The organism is Opitutus terrae PB90-1, from assembly GCF_000019965.1.
Taxonomy (GTDB): Bacteria; Verrucomicrobiota; Verrucomicrobiia; order Opitutales; family Opitutaceae; genus Opitutus; species Opitutus terrae.
The window spans coordinates 4,675,911-4,698,210 of the sequence record NC_010571.1; the positions used below are offsets into that span (position 1 = coordinate 4,675,911).

The window sequence follows — 22,300 nt, forward strand, 5'->3', positions numbered from 1 at the left end:
CGGCCGCTGCTCGGTTTCCGTGCGTCACGAACTATCGTGACGCGCCTCTCGCGTCCGACCTGCCGCGCGGCGGTCTCGCCTGCCCGAGCGCGCAGAGGTCGGTCCGCGTCTTTTCGCCAGCGCGCGACGCGGCAGGAAGCCCGCCTTACGAGCTTTTTACCAACAAAACGTAAAACCCGATCGGTGAAGCGGTTCTCCCTCGCCGCCGCCGGAGAACGCACCGCTGATACGAGCAGGTTCGCACCGTCCAGCGTCAACCCGGCACTTCGATGCCTCGAAAGATCAGCTTCCTCAACTACAAGGGCGGAGTCGGCAAGACTTCGCTGATCGTCAACACCGCCGCCTGCCTCGCGCGTCTCGGCAAGCGGGTGTTGCTTTTGGATTTCGACACGCAGTCCAACGCCAGCATTTGGCTGATGCGACTCGAGCGCTGGAACAAGCTCAATGCCGACGGCACCGGCGCCATCTATTCAATCTTCGAGCCCGGCCGCGTGCAGGTGAAGGACCTCGTGATCCGCGACGTGCTCGAGAACAAGGACGGCGAGAAGCTCCTGCCCGGACTCGATCTCGTGCCGACCACGTTCAATCTCGTCGACCTCGAGGGCGAATACCGCTCCGACGCGAAGCGGCCCGCCTACGTCCTCTTCCAGGAACAGCTGGCGGCGATCGAGCACGGGTACGATTTCATCCTCTTCGATTGCCCGCCGAACATCCTGCGCGCGTCGCAGTGCGGCGTGTTCTGCTCGAACGAAATCTACGTGCCCGCGAATCCGGACGCGCTCAGCCTCATCGGCTTCACGCTGCTGATCGACAAGCTGCACAAGTTTCACGCGCTGTCGGCCAGCTTCCGCCGTTCCACCATGGGGCCCGCCGCCCAGGTGCAGGGCGTGATCATGAACGCCATCAAGGCGGGCAGCGACATCGAGGTGCCCAAAATGCGGATGCAGCTCCGCCTGAACCAATTCAAGTCCGCCCGCCGCGTCGCCGCCACGGCGCGAATTTTCGATGCCCAGATTCGCGACGCGATGATCGTGCGGCGCGCTGTGACCTTGGGCCTGCCCGTCAACCTCGTGGCGCACGATGCCGGCGCCAACGACAACGACACCGTCGTCGGCGACTACCGCAAGCTGGCCACCGAACTCATTCATCATGCCGATACGTTCTGACCTGCAGTGGCTGATCGACTCGTCGCAGCCCTCCGCTCCCGCCGCACCGGCGGCCGCCTCCTCTCCTGTCTGTGCCATGAACACCACGCCCTCCACCCCCAGTACCGTCGCCAAGGAATGGGACCAGCTTCGCACTGCGTTTGCCTCCTCCTTGCTCGTCAACACTCCGCTCCACAGCCTGGCGCAAAACCTCGACGGCCTCGAGTGGCCGATCCGGGGTGCCAACGAAACGCCCGCGGCCTACATCGATCTCGGCTACGACGAGCTCGTCTCGACGCTGACCAATCGCGGGCAGCCCGCCGCCGCCAGCCTGCTCGTGCAGATCCTGCGCGAGACGCTCGCCTTCGATCAGCCGTTCGGGGAGATGGTGCAGCAGACCGAAGCGTCCGCCGCCCGGGACAATCCGCTGCTGCGCAATCTCGCGCGGCTCGGCATCCCGGAGAATTTCCCGCTCGAGCTTACGAGCCTTGACGACTCGGCCCGGCAGCTGTGCCGGCTCGAAAGCGTCGGCACGATCGGCGAGTTCGCCGTCTTCGCGCAACGCCTGGCGCAGGGCGTGATCATTGGCGGCGATCTCCGGCGCATGCTCAACGCGCTCGCGCATTTCGATGAAGCCACGCTCGCCACCATCGTGCCGTTCCGCGTCGGCTCGACCGGCGTGCACCTGGCCGAGGCCCTCGCCCAAGCGGCCCGCAGCCCCACGCCGGAGGAGCAGGTCGCACGCACGTTGGCTTGGTTCTCCGCCGAGTTCGCCTCGTGGCGCGAACAGGCGGCGGCGGATCGCAAGTTCCTTCCGCGCCAATTCTCGTTCCTCAGCGATCTCCGACTCGAGGAACACCTCTCCCAGCTGCTCGCGCCGCACCTGCGGTCGGCTCGCCCCGACTCGACGTTCGGCGCGAAGCTCCGCCGTTGGTTGCACCTGTAACCTCCCGCCCGACGACGCGCCCGCCGCCCCCACCGCATGAAACCGCTCACCGAGACGCTGACCGTGCCGCCGTTCCCCACGCGCTATCCGATCCGGCCGCCGCTCGCGCTGCCGCGCCGCAATCGCAGTGAGGTGATGCCCGAATGGCCGGCCGGCGTGGATGCGGTGCCGGGACTCTCAGCGGACGCGGAGCGCGCGCTCCGGCGACTCGAAAACTCCCTCGCCGACCGCGAGCGCGCCGTCGCGGAAGCCGAAGCCCGGCTCGCCGAGCGCAACCGGGACCTCGCGGAAATGGAAGCCTTGCTCCATGCGCGCGAATCGTTGCTCGCTTCGTCATTGCTGCGCCACCCCGACAAACGCGGGATCGTCACGATTCGCGAAGCCGAGGCGCTCAACGGCCTGAAGGCCGAGCTGGATCAACAGGAGGCCAACCTGCGCGAAGCGCGCCAGACGATGCGCGATCGGGAGAAATTCATGGAGGAGAGCGAAACCCGCCTGTTCCAGAAGGTGCAGGAGCAGCAGGAAAAGGAAATGGCGCTCGAACAGCGCGAGGAGGATCTCGCGGCCCGCGAGGCGCGGCTGCAAGAGGCCGCCAGCATGCTCGGCGCCAGCGGCCCCTCGACTCAGCCGGCGCCCGCGCCGAAGCGCGCCTACGACGAGTGGCGTGAATAGTCCGGCCGCGATGACGGCCGCTCGCCCCGGACCGATGTTCGCAATGCGAACCTTTCTCCCCCGCACGTCCGTGAGGCTTCGCTAGCCCGGAAATTTCATGAACGGGAGTGAAGCTCAGTTCGAAATTTCCGTCCGCGGGCGGCGCAGCGACCTTGTCGCCGCTAGCCCCGACAGAGTCGGCCCGGAGGGTGATATTTTATGAAATATCCGGGCTAGGCTACCGGTTCGCCGGTCGCGGGCGCTCTCAACTGCGCGCGAAACGACCCCGCCGGGTCCCAGTGTCCGCGGGCCATCGTCAGCGCCACCGACGCGGCACGCACCAGTTCCTGCGCGCCCGGATCGAGCAGCCGTTGCGCGAGCACGTCGTTGGCGAGCGCGAGCGCGCGCTCCGGCTGGCCATGCGCCAACAGCGCGCGACCCAATGCCAGCGCGTGGCCGAGATTTCCCGGTGCGATCTCACGCACGGCCTCCAGCGCGAACACCACCGTTCCCGGCCAGGTCAGCGCCTCCGCCGCGCCGGCAAGCTGCAACCAGCCGCCCACGTGATTCGGGTGCCAGCGCAAAACCCGCTCTGCGCCGCGCGATCGCCGATGCGGATCGCGCGACACCGGACTGAGGTAAATGAGCCACGCGACGAGCACGCGCGCCCCTCGCGCCAGCCGCGACCGCTGGCGCCATTGCCCGAGTTGCGCCTGGCGCAGCAACCGTCGCACCGCGAGACAGCCGGGCGCGTCGCGCAACACCTGCGTGCACGCTTCGACCGCGTAAGCGTAGCTTCTCCGCTCCAGCGCCACCCGCGCGTTCTCGACGAGCGTGCGCTGTCGGCCGTCCAACGCTGATGCGGCGATCTCCGGCATGGGCCGAAGCAACGCGTTCGCCGCGCGCCGCGTCAACCTTGATCCTGCGCCGTGACATCGGAGGCGCGGCGGCATCGCTTCACGCTCGCTGGAGGCGCTTGGCGCTTCCGTCCTGCTCGCGTGCGACCCTCCGCGTGTTCGCCGCGCCCGTTACAGCACGTCGAGCTCGGTGCGCACCGCGGCTTCGATTCGACCCAGGCCCGCCCGCACCACGTCTTCCGTCGGTCCTTCGACGAGCAGCCGGATTCTGGGCTCCGTGCCGGAGTAACGCACCAGCACGCGACCGCTGGCGCCGAGTTCCGCCTCGAGCGCCTGTACGGCACTCGTCACTCCAGGCAACGTTTCGAGCGGCTTCTTCTCGCGCACTTTCAGCGCGGCTGAGAGCTGCGGGAACTTCCGCAACATCCGGCGCAGCGCGGACAGCGGCTGGCTGCTGGTGAGCATCACTTCGATCGCTTTCAACGCCGCGACGAGCCCGTCGCCGGTCGGCGACAACTCCGCGCAAATGATATGTCCGCTCGACTCGCCGCCAAGCGTGGCACCTTCCGCCAGCATCCGCTCGATCACATAGCGATCGCCGACCGCGGTCCGGCACACGCGTCCGCCCAGCGCCGTAACCGCCGCATCGACGCCGAGATTGCTCTGCACCGTAACCACGAGCGTTTTCTTCACCAGCGTGCCGCGGCGCAGCGCCTGCACCGCCAGGATCGTCAAAAGCTCATCGCCGTCGAGCACCTCGCCGTGCTCATCACACAGCACACAACGATCGCCGTCGCCGTCGTGCGCAATGCCGAGCCGGGCGCCGGCGGCCCGCACCTCCGCGACGAGTCGCTGCGGATGTTCGCTGCCCACCGCCGCGTTGATGTTGGCCCCATCCGGCGCCGCGCCGATGCCGATCACCTCGGCGCCGAGTGCGCGCAGCACCGCCGGCGTCGTTTCGCAGGTCGCACCGTTCGCCGTATCCACAACGATGCGCCAGCCGCGGAGCGCGTTCTCCGGCAGCAGCGCTTGGCACGACTTAATGTAGTCCGCCGCCGATGAAACGCTCACCGCGTCGGCCGCCTTCGTGGCTGCGCCCGCCTCTTTTGCAGCCGCGTCCGTTAGGATGCGGTTTGAGCCCTCGCTCGCCGCCGCAACCGGTGCCCCGACCACCGCGGAGTCCGGCAGCAGCGCCTCGATCGCGGCCTCGTCCGCATCCGTCAGCTTGAGTCCGCCGGATCCGAAAAACTTGATGCCGTTGTCGCGTGCCGGATTGTGCGAGGCGGTGATGACGACGCCGAGCGCCGCCTGCGCGCGCACCACGCTGCGCGCCACCGCCGGCGTCGGCACCACGCCGAGCGACACCGGTTCGAGCCCGCCCGCGCGCAACCCGCGCGCCACCGCGGCTTCCAGGGCCGGGCCGGACGCCCGCGTGTCCCGGCCGATCAGCGCGGTTCCGCGCCGCCGTGACCAGCAGGCGACGGCAAAGCCCAACCGTTCGGCAAAGGCTTCATTGATCAGCGGCCCACCGTAGGGCCCGCGCACGCCGTCGGTGCCAAAATAAATCCGGCTCACGGCTGCGAATGCCCTCCCGCTGACCAGGCCCGCAAGGGGCGGGAAATCCGAAGCACAAAATCCGTACCGAGGCCGCCGGCCGACAGCCTGACAATTCGAAAGAAACTCGAATATCTGGGTTCAAAGATCCCGGAGCATGCCAGGGGCCTCGCCGCCGCGTTGTCGATTTCAGTCATTAGGCGATTCGGATTTCCTTCGGACTTCGACATTCGGATTTCGAGATTCGGGTTTCGGATTTCGGATTTCCGCTCACGACGCATAAAACTCCCGCGTCGCGCTGATCTTCTCCGCCACGGCGCCGCCAAGCAGCAGGTCACGCGCAATCGGCACGCCCTCCTTCACGCTGCCGGTTTTGCCCACGATCCAGAGACAAACGGCGGCGTTGAACGCGATGGTGTCGACTAGTCCGGTCGGACCGCGTCCAGCCAGCACGGCCTGGGTGATCGCGAGATTCGTCGCCAGGTCGCCGCCCTGCAGCTCCGCAAACGGCGAGGCCCGCAACCCAAAGTCGGCGGGGTTCCATTCCGCGTTCACGTCACGCAGCCGGCCGGCGCCGCGCACTAGATTCGGCGTGGCCGTGGTCAGTTCGTCGATGCCACGCTGCGGATCAATGACGCCGTGCACGGCGAGTCCCGCCCGCGTGCCCAAGGCGTCGAGCGCGGCCGCGAGCTTCGGCACCCACGCCTGCGAAAACACTCCAATCAACGAATGCGCCGGCCGGCCGGGGTTGATCAACGGCCCAAGGATGTTGAACACGGAGCGTTTGCCCTGCGCCGCGAGCGCTTTCCGCGCGGGAGCGATGTGCCGGAACGCCGGATGATACGCCGGCGCGAAAAAGAACACGAAGCCGAGCTCGTCCAGCGCGTGCCGGATCTTCGTCAACGGCGCGTCAAGCGTGACGCCGAGTCCCGCCAGCAGATCCGCGCTGCCGCATTTCGAGGTGATGCCGCGGTTGCCATGCTTCATCACCTTCACGCCTGCGCTCGCCAGTACCAGCACGACGAGACTCGAGATGTTGAATCCGCCCGCGTGATCGCCGCCAGTGCCCACGATGTCGATCGCCTGCGGCGCCCACTTTTCCACGCCGGGATTCACCGCTCGCGCCAGAAACGCCCGCGCGAACCCCGCCACTTCGTCGGCGGTTTCGCCCTTCGCCGCCAACGCGGCCAGGAATGCAGTCTTGGCCTCGTCCGTCTCCTCAGTCTCCATCAACGCAAGCGCCGCGCTCTCGACTTCGGCCGGCCCGAGGTTCTGGCCCGCGACGAGGGAAGTGGTGAGTTCAGCGAGTTGCGGCATGGATCGAAGCAAATGGTCGCTGACCAAACCCGGACACCCAAGCGATGGACTCAATACGAAAATTTTTCGGGGGTGGCACGGGCGTCCCGCCCGTGACGGCGTGGGGCGCCGCCAAATCACGGGCAGGATGCCCGTGCCACTGCGACCAGCCGCCGCACGTGCGCTGCGGGCGGACGCGCGCTCGCGGCGAGCAGCCAAATTCGTTTGCCCCTTCCTCTGAAACTTGAAACCAACGCGACGTGCGTATCCGTCTGCTCCTCCTCGCCACCGTCCTCGTTGCCTCCGCGGCGGCGCAGCCTGTTCTCGAAAAAGCCGCACCCCCGCCGGCCGGGCCGCTGGCTGAACTCTCGCTCGCCGATGCCGCCGTGCTCGGCGCGGTGGAGGGCATCACCGAATACCTGCCGGTCTCTTCGACCGGGCACCTGATCATCGCCGCGCGCGCGTTGCGCGTGGATTCGAACCTGCCGCTGCGCCGCGCCAACGGCGAAGTGCACTGGTTCGTGCCACCCACGGCAAAACACCCCGACGGCGTTCCGCTCACGCTGAAGCTCGCCGCCGACACCTACGTTGTGGTGATTCAGTTCGGTGCGATCGCTGCCGTCGGGATGCTCTACTGGCGACAACTCGTCGCGATGCTGCTCGGACTGCTCGGTCGTGATCCCGCCGGCCTGCGGCTGTTGCGCAATGTCCTGCTCGCTTTCCTGCCGGCGGCGATCGTGGGCTTTCTGGTGCACGACTGGATCGACACCCATCTTTTTTCGCTCGAGGCGGTGATCGCCGCTCAGGTGGCCGGCGCGGGACTGATTCTCTGGGCCGAACGCTACCGCCGTCGTCGCGTTGCCACCACGGCCCGCCATCCTGAGTTCCCGACCGATCTCTCGATGGGCGCCGCGTTCCGGATCGGGCTGCTCCAATGCGTCTCGCTCTGGCCGGGCACGAGTCGCTCGATGATGACGATCATCGGCGGCTATCTCGCCGGATTGGATCCCCGCCGGTCGGCCGAGTTCAGCTTCCTGCTCGGGTTTGTCACGCTCAGCGCCGCGACCGTCTATAAAAGCCTGAAAACCGGCGAGGCGATGATCATGATCTTTGGCTGGCCGCACGTCTTGTTCGGCTGCGTCGTGGCGGCGATCACCGCCGCGCTCGCCGTCAAGTTTCTGGTCGGCTGGCTCTCCCGCCACGGGATGGCGATCTTCGCCTACTACCGCCTCGCGCTGGCCGCCGGGCTCGGAATCCTCGCCGCCGTCGGCTGGTTGTAGCCGGCGGATGCCGTCTCCGGCGGGTTTTTGGAAGGCCGGGTCCCCCCCCTCCGGCCCCAGCCCGGCGGAGACGCCGGGCTCCACCTTTGCAGACGGCGCCCCGGCCCGCCGGGGATGCGGCAAGGATGGCGCTTGACGCGCAAAACCGCGGCTCTTTACTCCGACCCCTTCACCTGACGCAAAGCGGCTCCCGCCGCCGCGCGGCGTGTATCTTTTCACTTTACTCACATGGCCAATCCGAAACGCAAGCAGTCCAAACGCCGCAGCGCCAACCGCCGCGCCGCTAACGCTTTCATCGCTCCCGAGTTCGCCAAAGATCCGACCGATGGCAGTGCCTTCCGTCCGCACCGCGTGAATCCGAAGAATGGCATGTATCGCGGTCGCCAAGTGCTGAACGTCGAGGTCTGAGCCTCGCCCAGTTCCTCCGGACCGCTGTCCACGAAATGGGCACCACATCCGGCCAAACCGGGCGTATCGCGGTCGATGCCATGGGCGGCGATCTCGGTCCGGCTGAGGTCGTTGAGGCTGTTCGCCTGGCTTTGCGCCAGTACCCGGGTTTAAACCCGATCACGCTCGTCGGCGATCGCGCCGTGCTCGAGCCGCTGCTCGCGCGCGTGCGCCGCCGGCCCGAGCAGCTGACCATCCATCACGCGTCCGAGGTCGTCACGATGGACGACAAGCCGCTGATGGCGCTGAAGCGCAAAAAGGATTCGTCCATGGTCCGGGCCATCGAGCTCGTGAAGGACGGTCAGGCGAGCGTCGTCGTCAGCTGCGGCAACACCGGCGCGCTGATGGCCGCCGGCACTTTGCGGCTCCGCACCATGGAGGGCGTCGCCCGCCCCGCCCTCGCCGCCGTCGTTCCGCGGCAGAATGGCCATTTTGTCCTGATCGATGCCGGCGCCAATCCGGACGCCAAGCCCGAGCACCTGGTCCACAACGCCATTCTCGGCAGTCACTATTGTCGCGTGATGCTGGGCATCGCCCGACCGCGCGTCGGGCTGATGACCATCGGCACCGAGGAGGGCAAGGGCAACGCGCTCATCACCGAGACCAACGAGCTGCTGCGCCGCACCACCGATTTGATCAACTACGCCGGCCCGATCGAGGGCTTCCACGTTTTTGCCGAACACGTCGACGTGGTCGTGTGCGACGGCTTCGTCGGCAACATCATGATCAAGAGCTGGGAGTCGCTCGTGAAGTTCTTCTCCGGCATGTTGCGCGAGGAGCTGCAGGCGAACCCGGTGCGCGCGGTCGGCGCGCTGATGTCCAAGGGCGCGTTCAATGCGCTGCGCGAGCGGATCAATCCCGAGCGCTACGGCGGAGCGCCGTTGCTTGGGCTCCGCGGCAACATTCTCAAAGCCCACGGCTCGTCGAATCGCCGCGCGATCAAGAGCGCGATTCACGCCGCCAGCCAAATCATTCGCGCTGACATGAACCAGCGCATCGAGGCCGACATCGCTCGCGCCAACGATCTTCTCGCCGTGCCGGTGGCCTGACCGCCCCCGCAGCCGCCGCGGCTCCAGCCTCTATCATGGCTAACGCCTCCACCGTGATTCTGGGCACGGGCGCCTATGCGCCGGCCCGGGTCCTCACCAACGATGAGCTTTCGCGGACGGTCGACACCTCCGACGAATGGATCCGCACGCGGACCGGGATTCGCGAACGCCGGATCGCGGCGCCGGGCGAGGCCTGTTCCGACATGGCCGTGCAAGCCGCGCAGGCGGCGCTCGCCGACGCGAAGGTGGCGCCGGCCGATATCGATCTCCTGATTGTCGCGACGGTCACGCCCGACCTGCCGATGCCGTCGGCCGCGTGCGTCGTCCAGCACAAGCTCGGGCTGCGCACCGACGTCGCTTGCTTCGACCTCAACGCGGCGTGCTCCGGCTTCCTCTACTCGCTCGACGTCGGTTGTGCGATGCTGGCGAGCGGTCGCTATCGCCACGCGCTCGTGATCGGCGTGGAGCGGCTCTCGTCCGTGCTCGACTGGTCCGACCGCACCACCTGCGTGCTGTTCGGCGACGGCGCCGGCGCCGCGGTGCTCGGACGCAGCGACCAGGCGGGCCTCGGCCTGCTCGGCACCAAGCTCGGTTCGCTCGGGGAGAACACCGAGTTGCTTTACATGACCCACGGCAGCCACGGGAAAGGCGATGCGCCGGAAGACGTCGAGACCAACGGCCACTTCATCCGGATGAAGGGCAAGGAGGTCTTCAAACTCGCGGTGCGCGTGATGGACGAAGCCGCGCGGGATATTCTGGAACAACAGCATGTCACGGCGGATCAGATTGCCCTCGTGATCCCGCATCAGGCGAACATGCGTATCATCGAGGCCATTTCCCAATATCTGGAGCTCCCGATGGAGCGGTTCTTCGTCAACGTGGACCGTTATGGCAACACCTCCGCGGCCTCCATTCCGATCGCCCTCGACGAGGCTCGTCGCAGCGGCCGGATCAAGCCGGGTGACCTCACTTTGCTCGTCGCGTTTGGGGCGGGCTTGACCTACGCAAGCGCGCTGATTCGCTGGTAATTCCTTCTGCATGCCCACCACCTTCGCTCGCGCATTCGGCGCTCTTTGCCTGCTCTTTTCGTTGTCTTGCCTGCTCGCGACTGCAGCGCGGGCCGATCTCGTGTGGAACCCCAACACGGGCTGGCGGATCGAGGGCGGCGTGCTGTCCGAGATCACCGGCAGCGACGCCCACAACGCGCTGAACCTGATGAATCGCGCGCGCGAGCTCGAGGAGGACGGCAGCCGTGGCGCCGCCATCCGGCGCTATAAGAAAGTGGCGAAGCGATACCCGGCGTCGATCTACGCCTCCGAAGCGCTCTACCGCTCGGGCAAGCTCTACCTGGCCCGCAGACAGTATTTCAGATCGTTCGAGGCCTTCATGGAGGTGACCACGCGTTACCCAAATACGAAGCACTTCAACGACGTCATCGGCGAGGAATACCGGATCGCCAGCGCGCTGCTCGACGGCGCTCGCAACCGCTGGTGGGGCTGGTTTCCCGGCTTCACCAACCGCAGCCGCGCGATCGATTACTTTGAGATCATTGTCCAGACGGCGCCCTACAGCGATTACGCGCCGCTCGCGCTGATGAACAAGGCCCGCGGTCACCTGCGCGCCCGCGAAACCGAGGAGGCGATCGACGCGCTGGACCGGATGATCAACCAGTATCCGCAAAGCCTGCTCGCACCCGACGCCTACCTGAAGCTCGCGCAGACCCACGCGCTGCTCGTCGAGGGACCCAACTACGACCAGGGCTCGACCAAGGAAGCGATCACCTATTACGAGGATTTCCTGATTCTCTTCCCCAACGATCCCAACGTGCCGACAGCAGCCAAGGGTCTCGACGAAATGAAGCAGGTGCTGGCCGAGAGCAAAATCCGGATCGGCGATTTCTATTTCTACAAGCGCGACAATTACACCGCCGCGCGCGTGTTCTACAACGAGGCGATCACGTCGTATCCCGACTCGCCGGTGGCGCAGCGCGCCCGGACAAAGCTCGCGGAAGTCGAGGCCAAGGCGTCGGTGAAGCCGGGCGAAGCGCCGCGCAAGAAGCGGTTTTTCTTCTTCTGAGCCGCCGTCAGTCTTCGTCTGAGTAACGGCAGGCCTCCGTGCCCGCCGTTTCGTTTTTGTCGGCTTATTCCTGGGAGCGCGGCCGCCCTCGGCTCCGCGAACTCTTTCTTGCCCCGCCCGCCGCCCTGCCCTCCACTCTTTCTGCATGTCGCTGCGGCTTCCCGTCCTCGGTCTCCTGGCCGCCCTGCTCTGCTGCTGCGGGTGGGCCGGCTGCTCCCACTACCAGCTCGGCACGCGTGGTCAGCTCACGTTCGCCACGCTCTACGTCGAGCCCGCCGAAAACACCACGCTGCTCCCGCAGGCGCGTGCGTTGCTCAGCACCCAGGTCCGAGAGGCACTCGCGCGCGACGGTCGCGTCACGCTGGTCAACTCCGCGGAGGCCGCCGATGCGACGCTGCGTCTCGTGATTCGCGACTACCATCGCGACATGGCATCGGTGCAGGAGCGCGACACCGGACTGGCGCGGAAATTCATGCTCACGCTCGGCGTCGACTGCACGCTCCGTGACAACCGCTCGGGCAAGGATCTTTTCACCAACCGTCGCGTGACCACGCAGCGCGACGCGTTCACCGATGGCGGCCAGCTGCAATCCGAGTATCAGGCGCTCCCGCTGCTCGCCGAATCGCTCGGGCAGAAGATCGCCCACGCTGTGCTCGATGTCTGGTAAGCGGCAACTTTCTGCTGGTTCGCGAGCGCGCCTGCGTGGGAGCGCGGCCGTCCCCGGCCGCACGGTCCCTGGCAGGGGCGGCTTGCCCGCCGTAGCCTCCGGCGGAGGCCGGGTCCCGCCCGTGAACCTCAATCACGGGCGAGACGCCCGTGCCACGACAACGCCTCCCGCCGACCTTCGCCCCCGGCTCAACCGCGCATGGCATCTCGCACACCGGATGCCGCCGCGCGCCACCCTCGAGCAACGCCTCGCCTGGCACGCCGCGCACCTGCGCCATTGCGCGTGCCGCGAGCCTTCGCCGTCCCTGCTCGAGCTCATGCGTGAGCACGGCTATCTCTGACCACCATGCACCCGCCGATCCTCGCCCCCTCCCTGCTTGCCGGCGATCACGCGCAGCTCGCCACCAGCGCGCGGATCGTCGAGGAACTCGGACTGCCTTGGCTGCACCTCGACATCATGGACGGCCATTTCGTGCCGAATCTGTCGTTCGGTCCGGCCACCCTCACGGCGCTTCGCCGGCACGGGATCAAGGCGTATTTCGACACGCACCTGATGCTCTCGCAGCCGGCGCGCTACATCGAGCCATTCGCCAAAGCCGGCGCGAACCAGATCAGCATTCACATCGAACCCACTTACGACCACGCCGACACGTTGGACCGCATCCATGCGCTCGGCTGCCAGGCGGGCATCGTGCTCAATCCTGACACTCCCGCCAGCGCGGTCGAGCCACTGCTCGCGCGCGTGGACCTGGTGCTGGTAATGACCGTGCAGCCCGGGTTCGGCGGGCAGTCGTTTCGCGCCGCGATGCTGCCGAAGATCCGGCAACTCGACCAGTGGCGGAGCGAGCGTGCGCTCACGTTTCGGCTCGAAGTCGACGGTGGCATCGATCTCGAAACGGCCCGGCAGTGTCGCGCCGCCGGCGCCGACACGTTTGTCGCCGGCACCTCCTTCTTCGGCGCACCCGACAAGCCCGCCTTCGCCGCCGCGTTCGCGCAGCTGTAGTCCTGGGAGCGCGACGGCCCTCGGCCGCTTCGGTCCGACGAACCGCGATTCGCCTTACCTTTCCGCCGGACCGCTCCGGCGCGCGCGAAGCGCATAGTTTTCCAGGGTGCGTGCTCTTCGTAGTGGCGCCGCTTGCGGCGCCCACGCACTGACCAATGTGCGCTGCTCCAATCAGGAAAACGGTGGGACCAAGTGCTGCAATTTGGCAATTGCGGCCGATGTACTTACGCGGCGTAATACCCACACCGACCGAACCCCGGGTTGGTTTGGGTCAAGTCTGACTGCCACGGCCGACATCGGCTCACCCCCTCCCTGTGCCGCAATTCTCTATGAAAAGGTTCCTCCTCGCGTTGCTCTTGCTGTTCTCATTGACTGCCAGCTCCGCATTCGCTGGACCGTATTCCGATGCGCTGGGAAAGAAGCTCGTTTCGTCGACGACTTCCGAGGAAAAGGCACTTTTCGTTCGATGGATGTTCGTTGCCATGGCGCTTCACCCAGACCTGAAGGACATGTCCTCGATCACGCCTGCGCAGAGAGAAGAGGTGAACCGGGCGGTCGCGAAGTTGATCATGCGTATGCTGACGGAAACGTGCGCCGTAGAAGCCAAAGAGGCCGTCAAATATGAAGGCGCGAGTGCGATCGAAAGCGCGTTCAACCTTTTCGGTCAGATTGCTGCGCGGGAGCTTTTCACGAACCCCGAGGTCGGCGCCGGCATGGCTGAGCTCCAGAAATATTTCGACAGCAAAGCCGTCGAGGAGGCGCTATCGGAAGTTCGACCGAGCAGCCCGAAAAAGAGTGATGAGCGATAGGGCCGAGCCCCACGAAGCCGGCGCGGCAGGCCGGCTATCTTCGCAGTTGGCTGCTCTGATCAGCCAACCCTTCCCGGTTGCGTCATCGCCATTAGTCGAGAAATGAACGAGCCACTCTTCAACGGTCCGCTCGCGCAAATGCTTCGGCGGGCGTTTAGGGACACGCCTAATCCGTGGCCCGATGAGATCGAGAAAGCAGTCCGGGCTCCGGAGGCGGTGCCACTTTGCCTGAACTGCCTGGCGCCGCAGACGCGTGACGGCTGGTTCTGTCCCCACTGCGCTTTCCCGACGGGGGACTACGTCGCGGTGAACCCGTTTTCCCAGATCTTTGTTCTCGGTGAGCTGTTCCGACGGGGAGTGACGGGGGCGCCAGAAAAGCGTGTGGGCGTCCATCTTTTCCTGTTGGTCTGTTCGGTCACGCAGTATGCGGCGTTCGCGCCCGTCTATTGGTTTTGGCTCTGGCGGCGGCAGCTGGGGCGACCGATCTGCGAGCCACGGCGCGAACCATTCGTAGTCGACCTGAATGCGTGAAAATATACCCGCGCCACTTTGCTATCGAATGTCCTCGCTGGCGCACGAGGTCGCGTCTTGGCGACCGCGGTTTCAGTCCGGACTCCCCGCCCTATGGGGCGAACGAACGCCTTCAATCATCCAGTGATAAACCCCAAAATCGTCTACCCATGAAATCCCGTCTACTCCTGCTTCTCGTCGTCATCGGCCTGTGCTCCAGCCTCGCGGCTGCAGAACAAGCGGCTTACCCGAGAATATCACTGGTCGGTCCCGGCGCGGGTAAAACCCCAGTCAATCGGGACCAGTTCATCATCCTCGTCGTCGAAGGACCCTACATTTCTCACGAGGCAAATCCGCTTCCGGAGAAGGGCGCAGTCGAATACATCAACGACCTTTTGAAGGCCAAGAAAGTCTCGTATCTTGCCGTCTACACGCGAGAGGGCGTCAAATACGGAGATGTCGTCAAAGCCATCGACCTCCTGCGGAAGACTGATGCGACCGAGATCGGGGTAAGCATGATTGAGGCGCCGGCCGGCCGGGAGCTGTAGAGCCGCCGTTTCCAAACCGGATCGATCCGGCAACGGGGCCTGTCTTCATCTCAGTCGATGATCAGCAATCGGCGTCGTCGTTTTCTCGAGGACTCCGCGCTCCGGGAGGCGCAGAAAGCCTTTCGGGCGCGCGGACGAAACGGCACGCGGCCGGCAGATTTCTTCGCCCTGCGGATGCAGACGGTGGAGCCGTGGAAGCGGGTTGGCGCGATGCTAGTCGGCGCGTTCTTCGCAGGGATGGCTTGGTGGGCGCTGGAAGAGGAATTCAGCTTCTGGGCGATCGGCGCGTTCGCGGGGATTGGAGTGATCTGTGTTTTTGTCGGCGCAATCGGATGGAAACGGCCCGTCGAAGCCGTGCTGGATGCCACCGCGGATGTCCTCTTCCGTCGATTGCTGGATTGTTTGTAGTGCAAAGGAGGCCTGAACCAGCCCCCATCGCCACCATGGCGAGACATCCGTTTCCGCGTGTTTGATTTCGGTCCGGATTCGCGCAGTGATTAGGGTTCGTGTAGCTGCCACCAATCGCCCGGCACAATTTTATGGTGCGAATTTTATGGTGCGAAATCTCTACCTCCTTCTCGTCGTCACATCGCGCGCGCTCGGGCTGTTTTTGATCGCGCGCGCCGTGATCGGCTCACTCCTTGTCGCACTGCTACAGCAGAATTTGGGAGCGTCTCTCGTCACGCTTATCCCTGCCGTGCCGGCGCTGGTTGGCGGAATTGTCCTCTGGTTGGGGGCGAAATGGATCGCGGCTCTGGTCACACGGGACCTCGAGTAGCGCCCGGGCATCCGGAAACGCTCACCCAAACCCTGGCGCAAAGAATAGCTGCGCCCCTCCCCGGTCTACTCGGCTGAGCTCAATGCCCGCGGTCGAATGGCCTTCGAATCCAGGGCAAATTCGGCAGGAACGGCCCGACCAAATACCACAACGATGAAAACGCGCGTGTCTGCCATCGTTGCCATCGCGTTGCTTACCGTCAGCGCGACTTCGTGTTCGAGCTCGGGCAGCCGCAGAGGAGTGATGCGGGATGGTGACGCCGCCGTGGTGACGATCGCCCGCGCCGGGGGCACGCCGATCTCTCCCTTCGCCTTCGGCAATAACTATTTCAACTGGGTCGACTGGAACAAGGACGGCATGGTGGGGCTGCGGGGGACCGAAGACCCGGTCAAGGCGCTCCGGCTGAACGTGGTGGTCGGCGACAACAACCAGAACGACGCCAACGCCCCGCAGCTCTTCGATCACGCGCAGATCGACAGCTACATCCAATACTGCCGCGCAGTCGGGGCCGAGCCGATCATGATCGCACCGGTGTACGGCAACAACGTCGATGGCGGGCCGACTTCGGCGCAAGGCGCGGCGGACATCGTCACCTACGTCAACGGCACCAAAAACTACGGCGTCAAGTACTGGACCATCGGCATGGAGGTGGACATCTACGATCAGTTTTTCAAGCGGACGACAGGTCTGCCCGTTTCGACTGCGGAGGAGTACGCGGCCGTCTTCAATTCCTACGCCAAGGCGATGAAGGCCGCCAACGCGGCGGCACATAGCGGCGTCGAGCTCGTGTTCGTCGGGCCCGAGCTCGGTTGGAGATACTCGGAGGGCAACGACTGGCTCAGCCCGATGCTCGACCACTGCAGGGACACGATCGGCATCGCGAGCATCCATGCCTACGGGTTCGCGGCCAAGGACCTCACCGTCGAGCGCATCCTCACCGATGTCGATCGGTTCCGGCCATTCGTGCAGGACCTGAAAGTCCGCGTCGCCCGGCACGCCCGCCCCGGCACTCCCCTGGCGATCACGGAAGCGAACATTTGCTACGAATGGGATCCCAAGGCCTATACGGCGGAGACGAGAAAGCTGGGTCCCGGGACCTTCTATGCTGCGCTCTGGGACGCGGACCGGATGGGCGCAGCGCTCGAGGCCGACCTCTGGGCGTTCGCGTTCTGGGACCTGGCCGAATCCGATCAGTTGCTCGCGTCGGACAGCACCGTCTTTGGGTTCATTCGGACGGATCCATCGAAGAACCCACCGACCTGGACACTGACGCCCGAATACCACGCCCAGCAGATGGTCACCACCAACTTCAGCGGGAACACCGTTGTGCCTACCGGAGTTCCTAAGCGCATGTCGGTTTACGCAAGCTACGACGGCAGGAAAGCCGCCACCGCCGTGCTCGTCGTCAACAAGGACACGGCGGAGAGAGTTGTGACGCTCGCGATCGACGATCTTCCTCCCAGGACAATCACGTACTCCCCGATGTCCATCAATCTCGTCACCATCCCGGACGCTCCCGCCGCTGATCACCACGTTTTGGAGTACACTATGGAGATGGCAGATGCCGGCCTGCCACCCAAGGCCACTCGCTGAACAGTCCATCGTTTGCCGGAAATGGCCGGCCTCGGCGAGGCCAGCTACATCCTTGCGGTTCGGGGTTGGCGAGCTTCGCGCACCGTGCTCCGCGCACACGTCCGAATGCGGCTCCCCTCAACTCTCAACCGGGTCAGACTCCCCACGGATCGTCGCCAGCCACGCGAAGGGGGAGCGTGATCGCTTCGTCACTCGGCTGGACGATACGTTCGTCGCTGATGGCGGTGCGCTGCACGTAGCAGGCAAGGTAGCGCAGGACGCTCGTGCCGGAGCCGGCCGGCTGGATATGCACCCACCAGTCGTCGCGCCAGAGCGAATCGGGGCGCAGGTTGATACTTGAATCGCCCCGTCACCGCTAGAGGCTTGCCGCACCCATGCGTCGGCTCCGCGCCAGCAGCACCGCCGAGATGATCGCCACCTTCCTCCAGCAAGAGGTGGCCTCGACGCGGTTCGGGCCCGCGGTGCGCGCCTTGCTGGCCAAGGCGCGGCTGCCGGAGGATCTCGTGACCCGGCCCGACCTGCACGACCGGCGGGCAAATACGCAGCGGCGGGGTCTCCTCGGCGCGCACCGGGGATATGGTTCCGTGACGAACACCTACCTCGCGAGTTTTCCCACCGCCGGAGTCCGCTGGGCGTGGTGGACCCTGCTCCCGGCGGAGTTGCTGGCCGTTCGCTACATCAACTGGGACTACTGGCTTGAACTCTCAGGTGGCACACGCCGGCCACTCGACGCGGCAGCCCACGTGCGAGCGGGCGTGGAACCGTATGGGGTGAACAACGCGGGAGTGTGGGCGGTGGCGGCCACCGTCCGCGCGGGAGGAGCAATTCCGCCGCTGATTCTGGTGACGTCCAATCGCTACGTGCCTGGCCGCGGGCTTGGTGACCTCGTGGTTCTGGAAGGGCACATGCGACTGACCGGCTATGCACTCGCGAGCGACGCCTTGCCGCCCGCATTGGACGTGCTCATCGGGGCGTCGCCAGCGATCGCACGCTGGACATGCTACTGACGCCGCGGCTACCGTCGCCCAACGGTGGCAAGCCCTGACCATCGCGCCCTCGTAACCGCTCCACGGATACCGCGCCGTTCATCGAAATCCGCCCCTCCGCTCGAAGCAGCCGTGAGCACGCGAAACGTCCCGGCTGCCCCGGCAAACCGAGCCAGCACCGGTCCCTGGTTCGCCCGCAAGGAAGCCGGGGCCGCCAGAGCGCGACCAACACCGGCGCCAGCACACCCGGAAAGATTCTTGGCCACACTGCCGCCGGGGCAGCGGAAGATCGCCCAAGCCTTGCGTAGGCTGGTGCGTGAGACCGTGCCAAGCGCCACTGAGACCGTATTGTGGAGGAGCTTGTCGTATCACCGGCCCGAGCTCCGCGGCCGGATCAAGGGCGCCGTGTGCCTGATCACCCCGAAGCACACCTGCGTGAATCTCGAGTTCATTCATGGCGCCAGGCTGCCGGACCCGCGTCGATTGCTGCGCGGAAGCGGCCGGGAGAAGCGGTTTGTCCAGCTTTACGAGGAGCAAACCGTCGATTGGGTGAGCCTGCGGGAGTTCGTCGTGAAGGCCGCGCGCTACGAACCCGGGCGCGTGTGAGGGCAGTGCCCCCGCGCCGCCACAGGCCCGTGCCGACCAGATCGGATCAGCGCGCGCTGGCAGCATTCGCGCGCTGACCTTGCCGCTAGCCTACAGGGCGAGACGTTGACGCCCCTACTTCAGCCTCGCCCGGCCGAGTTCCTCCAGATTCTCACCACCGCGAAGCACGTGCAGCCGGTAGCGGTAAGTCGTCGGCCAGGTCGCCAGCCGGTACTCCGCGTGCGGCAGCGCGCCCCACGAATCGTCGCCGCCCACACCGCGCTGCTTCAGGTCGAGGTTCAACGTCACCGTCTTCCGGTCGGGCAGCTGGTAGGGATAGAAATTCTCCTTCTGCGTCGCGGCGAACAGATCCTCCGTCGTCGCGTGCAGCGCGTTCGCGCTCAGCAGCGGATCACCGATCGCGAGCACGCCGCGTCCGTGCGCGTCCGTCAGCGCAATCCACCGCACCGCCTCCTTGTTTCCCGTCTCCTGCGGTTTGATGTAGGGGAAGAACTGCTCGGCCACCGTGCCCCGGTAGAGCCCGACGCGCGCGGACTGTCGGTCCCAATACGTTTCGTGCGGGCCCTTGCCCAGCCACGCGAGCTGGTCGAAGCCCGCGCGCAAGGTCGTCTGCATGCCGAAACGCGGCATCTCCGGATGCGGTTTCTCGCTTGGGAAGTACGTCGTCTCGACGACCACGTCGCCGGACGGCAGCACCGTCCACGCGAGCCGCTGGCGCGACTCGAATTTTCCGATCATCCCGTCGACCTCGATCTCGATCCGGCCGCCGGCGCCTTCGCGGACGTGGACCGCTCGCGCCGACCACGTCGTGTGCGCGTCGCGCCACGCGCCCATCCCGCCGGGCTGCCAGAAGCTCTTGGCCGGCTCGGTGCTCGGCATGTGGCTGCCGCGATCATTGTCCACCGGTGCTCGCCAAAAATGCGGCATCAGCGGCGCCTCGAGCAGCTCGATCTCACCGCTCGTCAACGACACGAGCAGTCCGGTTTTTTGGGAAAACGTCGCCGCGAATCCATCGCCGCGCACAGCGACGCGATCGCCCTCGCGCTGCAAGGTGAGCTTGCCGCCGGATGTGCCTTCCGCGATGGGTGCGGGCGCGGACCACGGCAGCTCGAACTGCTCCCACGCCACCTCGTGGCCGGCGTCCGCCCACGGCGTGTTGCTCCGCAGCGTGAACCGCACCTCGAGGAAATACTCTCTTCCTGGCACCGGCGAAAGCGATTTCACCGGCAGCGCAATCCGCTGCCGCGCACGTGGCGCGAGCTTCAGACCGTCGATTGGGCCTCGTTGCAGCGTTTCCCCTTCGGAGGTCACGCTCCACTCGCCCTCCAGCCACGCCTCGGCCGGCAGAAAATCGAACCAGTTCTGCAGCTCGACCTCGGTCTTCGCGAGATCACCCGCCACGATCTGGATCGGCTGGTAAGCCTTCTTCACCTCGGCCAACCCGGGATGCGGCCGGCGGTCGGCGTTGATCAGACCATTCGCGCAGAAGTTGCCGTCCGAGGCGACGTCCGGCGGACCAAACGTGCCGCCGTAGGCGAAGAACGTGCCAAGCTTGGGATCGAGCGGAATCGATTTCGGATTCTCGAGCCGCTCGATCTTGCGCGACGCCGGCACCGGCGTGCGCAGGCCCTGATCAACCCAGTCCCAGATATAGCCGCCCTGCAGATGCCGCGTGCCGGCATAGATCGGTCGCCAGTAGGCCCAGATGTCGCCCGTACTGTTGCCCATCGCATGGGCATATTCGCACATGATGAAAGGTTTGGTGCGCGGCAGGTCGGCGTAGTTGCGCACCGTCGCAGGATTCGGATACATCGGGCAGACGATGTCGCTCACGCGCGTACTGCGATCGCCTTCATACTGCACCGGCCGCGTCGGATCGGCCGCCTTCAGCCATTCGTAGGTGCGCACGAAATTCTCGCCGAAGCCCGCTTCGTTGCCGAGCGACCATGTGATGATGCACGCGTGATTCTTGTCGCGCTCGAACATCCGCACCGTGCGGTCGAGATGCGCCGGCCCCCACTCCGCATGCCTCGCCAGCGAAGCCTCGCCGTAGCCCATGCCGTGCGACTCGATGTTCGCCTCGTCGATCACGTAGAGCCCGTATTCATCGCACAGCGCATACCACAGCGGCACGTTCGGATAGTGGCACGTGCGCACGGCGTTGATGTTGTGCTGCTTCATCAGCCGGATGTCCTCGATCATCCGGGCCCGGGTCATCACCTGCCCGAGATCCGGATCCCACTCGTGCCGGTTCACACCGCGGAACAGCGTCGGCATGCCGTTCACGAGCAACTGCCCATCCCGAATCTCCACCGATCGGAAACCCACGCGCCACGGAATCACCTCGAGCAGGGCCCCGTGCTCGTCCTTCGCCGTGATCAGCAGCGTGTAGAGCTGCGGAATCTCGGCCGACCATTTCTGCGGATTCACCACCCGCGCGCTCGCGTGCAACTCCGCCGAATCGTCCGCCGCCACGGCTGCATCCGGGAGCGTTTGCCGGAGCACTTCCTTACCGGCGGGATCGTTCACCACCATTTCCAGCTTCACCGTGCGGGCGTTCGCACCGCGATTTTGCAGGTTCAGCGTGAGATCGAGTGTCGCATCGCGATACGCCGGGTCGAGCAGCGTGCGCACGCGGAAATCCCGCACGTGCACCGTCGGCGTCGACCACAGCGTCACGTCGCGGAAGATTCCGCTCAGCCGCCAGAAATCCTGGTCCTCGAGATACGAGCCGTCGCACCAACGGAAGACTTCGACCGCGAGCTGGTTTTCGCCCGTGCGCAGATGCGGCGTGAGCCGAAACGTCGCCGGCGTCCGGCTGTCCTTGCTGAATCCGAGCTTTTTCCCATTCAGCCACAGCGTGAAAAACGAATTCACGCCATCGAACGTGAGATACACTTCGCGGCCCGCCCATTCCGCCGGCACCGTGAAACTGCGCCGGTAGGCGGAGACGTGGTTCAGCGCGTCATCCGGAATGAGCGGCGGATTCACCGGCTTCCACGGATAAGCGATGTTGGTGTAGATCGGCACGCCGTAGCCTTCCACCTCGGGATTCGACGGCACACGAATCGTCTTCCACGCGGCGTCGTCGAAATCGCTCCGCCAGAAATTCGCCACACGCTCTTTCGGCGTCGCCGCCCAATGGTATTTCCACTCGCCGTTCAGCGAGCGCACCCACGGCGAGCGCGTTGCGTCGAACGTCAGCGCGGACGCAGCGTCGGCAAACACCGTCATCGTCGCCGCGGGCGGTTCGGTGCCTTCGTGCAGCGCCTGCGGATTCTGCCAGTCGGGCACCATCGCGCCCCCGCCTTCGGCTGCAGCCAGCCGGGGACTGGTGAGCGCGGCGAGCGCTGAGGTGAGCGTGATCATGACCAGAGCAGGCAACCGAGGGGTGAGCATGGTGAATTATGGGGCAGACGAAACAGCGAGGAAACTCTGGCGGCAGATCCGCCACAAGCAAAGCCGGATGTCATTCGAGACGTTGGCGAGGGCGCGCGCTT

23 protein-coding genes are annotated in these 22,300 nt (G+C 65.7%); 18 read left to right on the plus strand and 5 right to left on the minus strand.

The annotated features are described in order from the left end of the window. Positions 1–269: 269 nt before the first annotated feature. Genes OTER_RS18140 through OTER_RS24415 form a run of 3 tightly spaced genes read left to right on the plus strand, consistent with a single transcriptional unit; the run spans position 270 to position 2,763 of the window. Positions 270–1,166: a ParA family protein gene (locus OTER_RS18140; RefSeq protein ID WP_012376398.1), complete on the plus strand. Its 897-nt coding sequence runs from the start codon at positions 270–272 to the stop codon at positions 1,164–1,166. Next, positions 1,150–2,091 carry a hypothetical protein gene (locus OTER_RS18145; RefSeq protein ID WP_012376399.1) on the plus strand — a complete coding sequence of 314 codons (942 nt, stop codon included), beginning with the start codon at positions 1,150–1,152 and terminating at the stop codon, positions 2,089–2,091. Before OTER_RS18140 ends, OTER_RS18145 begins: the two co-directional genes overlap by 17 nt. A 36-nt stretch (positions 2,092–2,127) precedes the next feature. Next, positions 2,128–2,763 (plus strand): coiled-coil domain-containing protein, encoded by a 636-nt coding sequence (locus OTER_RS24415; protein WP_012376400.1) that lies wholly within the window; start codon positions 2,128–2,130, stop codon positions 2,761–2,763. A 212-nt stretch (positions 2,764–2,975) separates the two neighbouring features. Here the strand turns inward: OTER_RS24415 and OTER_RS18160 are convergent, their stop codons facing one another. The 3 genes from OTER_RS18160 to trpD form a co-directional block, all read right to left on the minus strand. Then, positions 2,976–3,620, minus strand: a complete 645-nt coding sequence (locus OTER_RS18160) for a hypothetical protein (protein ID WP_012376401.1) — start codon at positions 3,618–3,620, stop codon at positions 2,976–2,978. Between the two features lie 150 nt (positions 3,621–3,770). Beyond that, a complete protein-coding gene (locus tag OTER_RS18165) occupies positions 3,771–5,174 on the minus strand; it encodes a phosphohexomutase domain-containing protein (RefSeq protein ID WP_012376402.1) in 1,404 nt (467 codons plus the stop codon). A gap of 249 nt (positions 5,175–5,423) precedes the next feature. Next, on the minus strand, positions 5,424–6,470 hold the full coding sequence (gene trpD, locus OTER_RS18170) for an anthranilate phosphoribosyltransferase (protein WP_012376403.1): 1,047 nt from the start codon (positions 6,468–6,470) through the stop codon (positions 5,424–5,426). 239 nt (positions 6,471–6,709) lie between these two features. On the opposite strand from trpD, the gene OTER_RS18175 reads away from it, so the two are divergent. The 13 genes from OTER_RS18175 to OTER_RS18235 all read left to right on the plus strand — a co-directional run bounded on the left by OTER_RS18175 (position 6,710) and on the right by OTER_RS18235 (position 17,208). Next, positions 6,710–7,729, plus strand: coding sequence for an undecaprenyl-diphosphate phosphatase (locus OTER_RS18175; RefSeq protein WP_012376404.1), 1,020 nt, complete (start codon positions 6,710–6,712; stop codon positions 7,727–7,729). 228 nt (positions 7,730–7,957) lie between these two features. Then, positions 7,958–8,137, plus strand: a complete 180-nt coding sequence (gene rpmF, locus OTER_RS18180) for a 50S ribosomal protein L32 (RefSeq protein ID WP_012376405.1) — start codon at positions 7,958–7,960, stop codon at positions 8,135–8,137. 35 nt (positions 8,138–8,172) lie between these two features. Then, the gene (plsX, locus tag OTER_RS18185; RefSeq protein WP_012376406.1) at positions 8,173–9,225 is read left to right on the plus strand and encodes a phosphate acyltransferase PlsX; all 1,053 of its coding nucleotides are present in this window, start codon (positions 8,173–8,175) and stop codon (positions 9,223–9,225) included. 35 nt (positions 9,226–9,260) lie between these two features. Continuing rightward, positions 9,261–10,253 (plus strand): beta-ketoacyl-ACP synthase III, encoded by a 993-nt coding sequence (locus tag OTER_RS18190; RefSeq protein WP_012376407.1) that lies wholly within the window; start codon positions 9,261–9,263, stop codon positions 10,251–10,253. Between the two features lie 10 nt (positions 10,254–10,263). Beyond that, positions 10,264–11,301: an outer membrane protein assembly factor BamD gene (gene bamD, locus OTER_RS18195; protein ID WP_012376408.1), complete on the plus strand. Its 1,038-nt coding sequence runs from the start codon at positions 10,264–10,266 to the stop codon at positions 11,299–11,301. A gap of 145 nt (positions 11,302–11,446) precedes the next feature. Beyond that, the gene (lptE, locus tag OTER_RS18200; protein WP_012376409.1) at positions 11,447–11,968 is read left to right on the plus strand and encodes an LPS assembly lipoprotein LptE; all 522 of its coding nucleotides are present in this window, start codon (positions 11,447–11,449) and stop codon (positions 11,966–11,968) included. 345 nt (positions 11,969–12,313) lie between these two features. After that, positions 12,314–12,970 (plus strand): ribulose-phosphate 3-epimerase, encoded by a 657-nt coding sequence (gene rpe / locus OTER_RS18205; RefSeq protein ID WP_012376411.1) that lies wholly within the window; start codon positions 12,314–12,316, stop codon positions 12,968–12,970. A gap of 329 nt (positions 12,971–13,299) precedes the next feature. Continuing rightward, positions 13,300–13,779 carry a hypothetical protein gene (locus OTER_RS18210; protein WP_012376412.1) on the plus strand — a complete coding sequence of 160 codons (480 nt, stop codon included), beginning with the start codon at positions 13,300–13,302 and terminating at the stop codon, positions 13,777–13,779. 102 nt (positions 13,780–13,881) lie between these two features. Continuing rightward, positions 13,882–14,310, plus strand: a complete 429-nt coding sequence (locus OTER_RS18215; protein ID WP_012376413.1) for a hypothetical protein — start codon at positions 13,882–13,884, stop codon at positions 14,308–14,310. A gap of 149 nt (positions 14,311–14,459) precedes the next feature. Next, complete coding sequence (locus OTER_RS18220) at positions 14,460–14,837, plus strand: hypothetical protein (protein ID WP_012376414.1); 378 nt, start codon at positions 14,460–14,462, stop codon at positions 14,835–14,837. Between the two features lie 57 nt (positions 14,838–14,894). After that, complete coding sequence (locus OTER_RS18225) at positions 14,895–15,245, plus strand: hypothetical protein (RefSeq protein ID WP_012376415.1); 351 nt, start codon at positions 14,895–14,897, stop codon at positions 15,243–15,245. A 145-nt stretch (positions 15,246–15,390) separates the two neighbouring features. After that, complete coding sequence (locus tag OTER_RS18230; protein ID WP_012376416.1) at positions 15,391–15,615, plus strand: hypothetical protein; 225 nt, start codon at positions 15,391–15,393, stop codon at positions 15,613–15,615. Between the two features lie 96 nt (positions 15,616–15,711). Beyond that, on the plus strand, positions 15,712–17,208 hold the full coding sequence (locus tag OTER_RS18235) for a hypothetical protein (protein ID WP_148218174.1): 1,497 nt from the start codon (positions 15,712–15,714) through the stop codon (positions 17,206–17,208). Positions 17,209–17,341: 133 nt separating this feature from the next. Here OTER_RS18235 and OTER_RS25365 read toward each other — a convergent pair whose 3' ends face one another. Further along, positions 17,342–17,542 (minus strand): transposase, encoded by a 201-nt coding sequence (locus OTER_RS25365; RefSeq protein WP_083767778.1) that lies wholly within the window; start codon positions 17,540–17,542, stop codon positions 17,342–17,344. 40 nt (positions 17,543–17,582) lie between these two features. Between OTER_RS25365 and OTER_RS18240 the strand changes: the two genes are divergently transcribed. Together OTER_RS18240 and OTER_RS26285 are read left to right on the plus strand one after the other, a co-directional pair. Next, on the plus strand, positions 17,583–18,215 hold the full coding sequence (locus OTER_RS18240) for a hypothetical protein (protein ID WP_012376418.1): 633 nt from the start codon (positions 17,583–17,585) through the stop codon (positions 18,213–18,215). Between the two features lie 237 nt (positions 18,216–18,452). After that, positions 18,453–18,800 (plus strand): DUF1801 domain-containing protein, encoded by a 348-nt coding sequence (locus OTER_RS26285; RefSeq protein WP_158305478.1) that lies wholly within the window; start codon positions 18,453–18,455, stop codon positions 18,798–18,800. A 114-nt stretch (positions 18,801–18,914) separates the two neighbouring features. On the opposite strand, the gene lacZ is transcribed toward OTER_RS26285, so the two are convergent. Next, a complete protein-coding gene (gene lacZ / locus OTER_RS18250) occupies positions 18,915–22,199 on the minus strand; it encodes a beta-galactosidase, LacZ type (RefSeq protein WP_012376420.1) in 3,285 nt (1,094 codons plus the stop codon). Between the last annotated feature and the right edge of the window lie 101 nt (positions 22,200–22,300).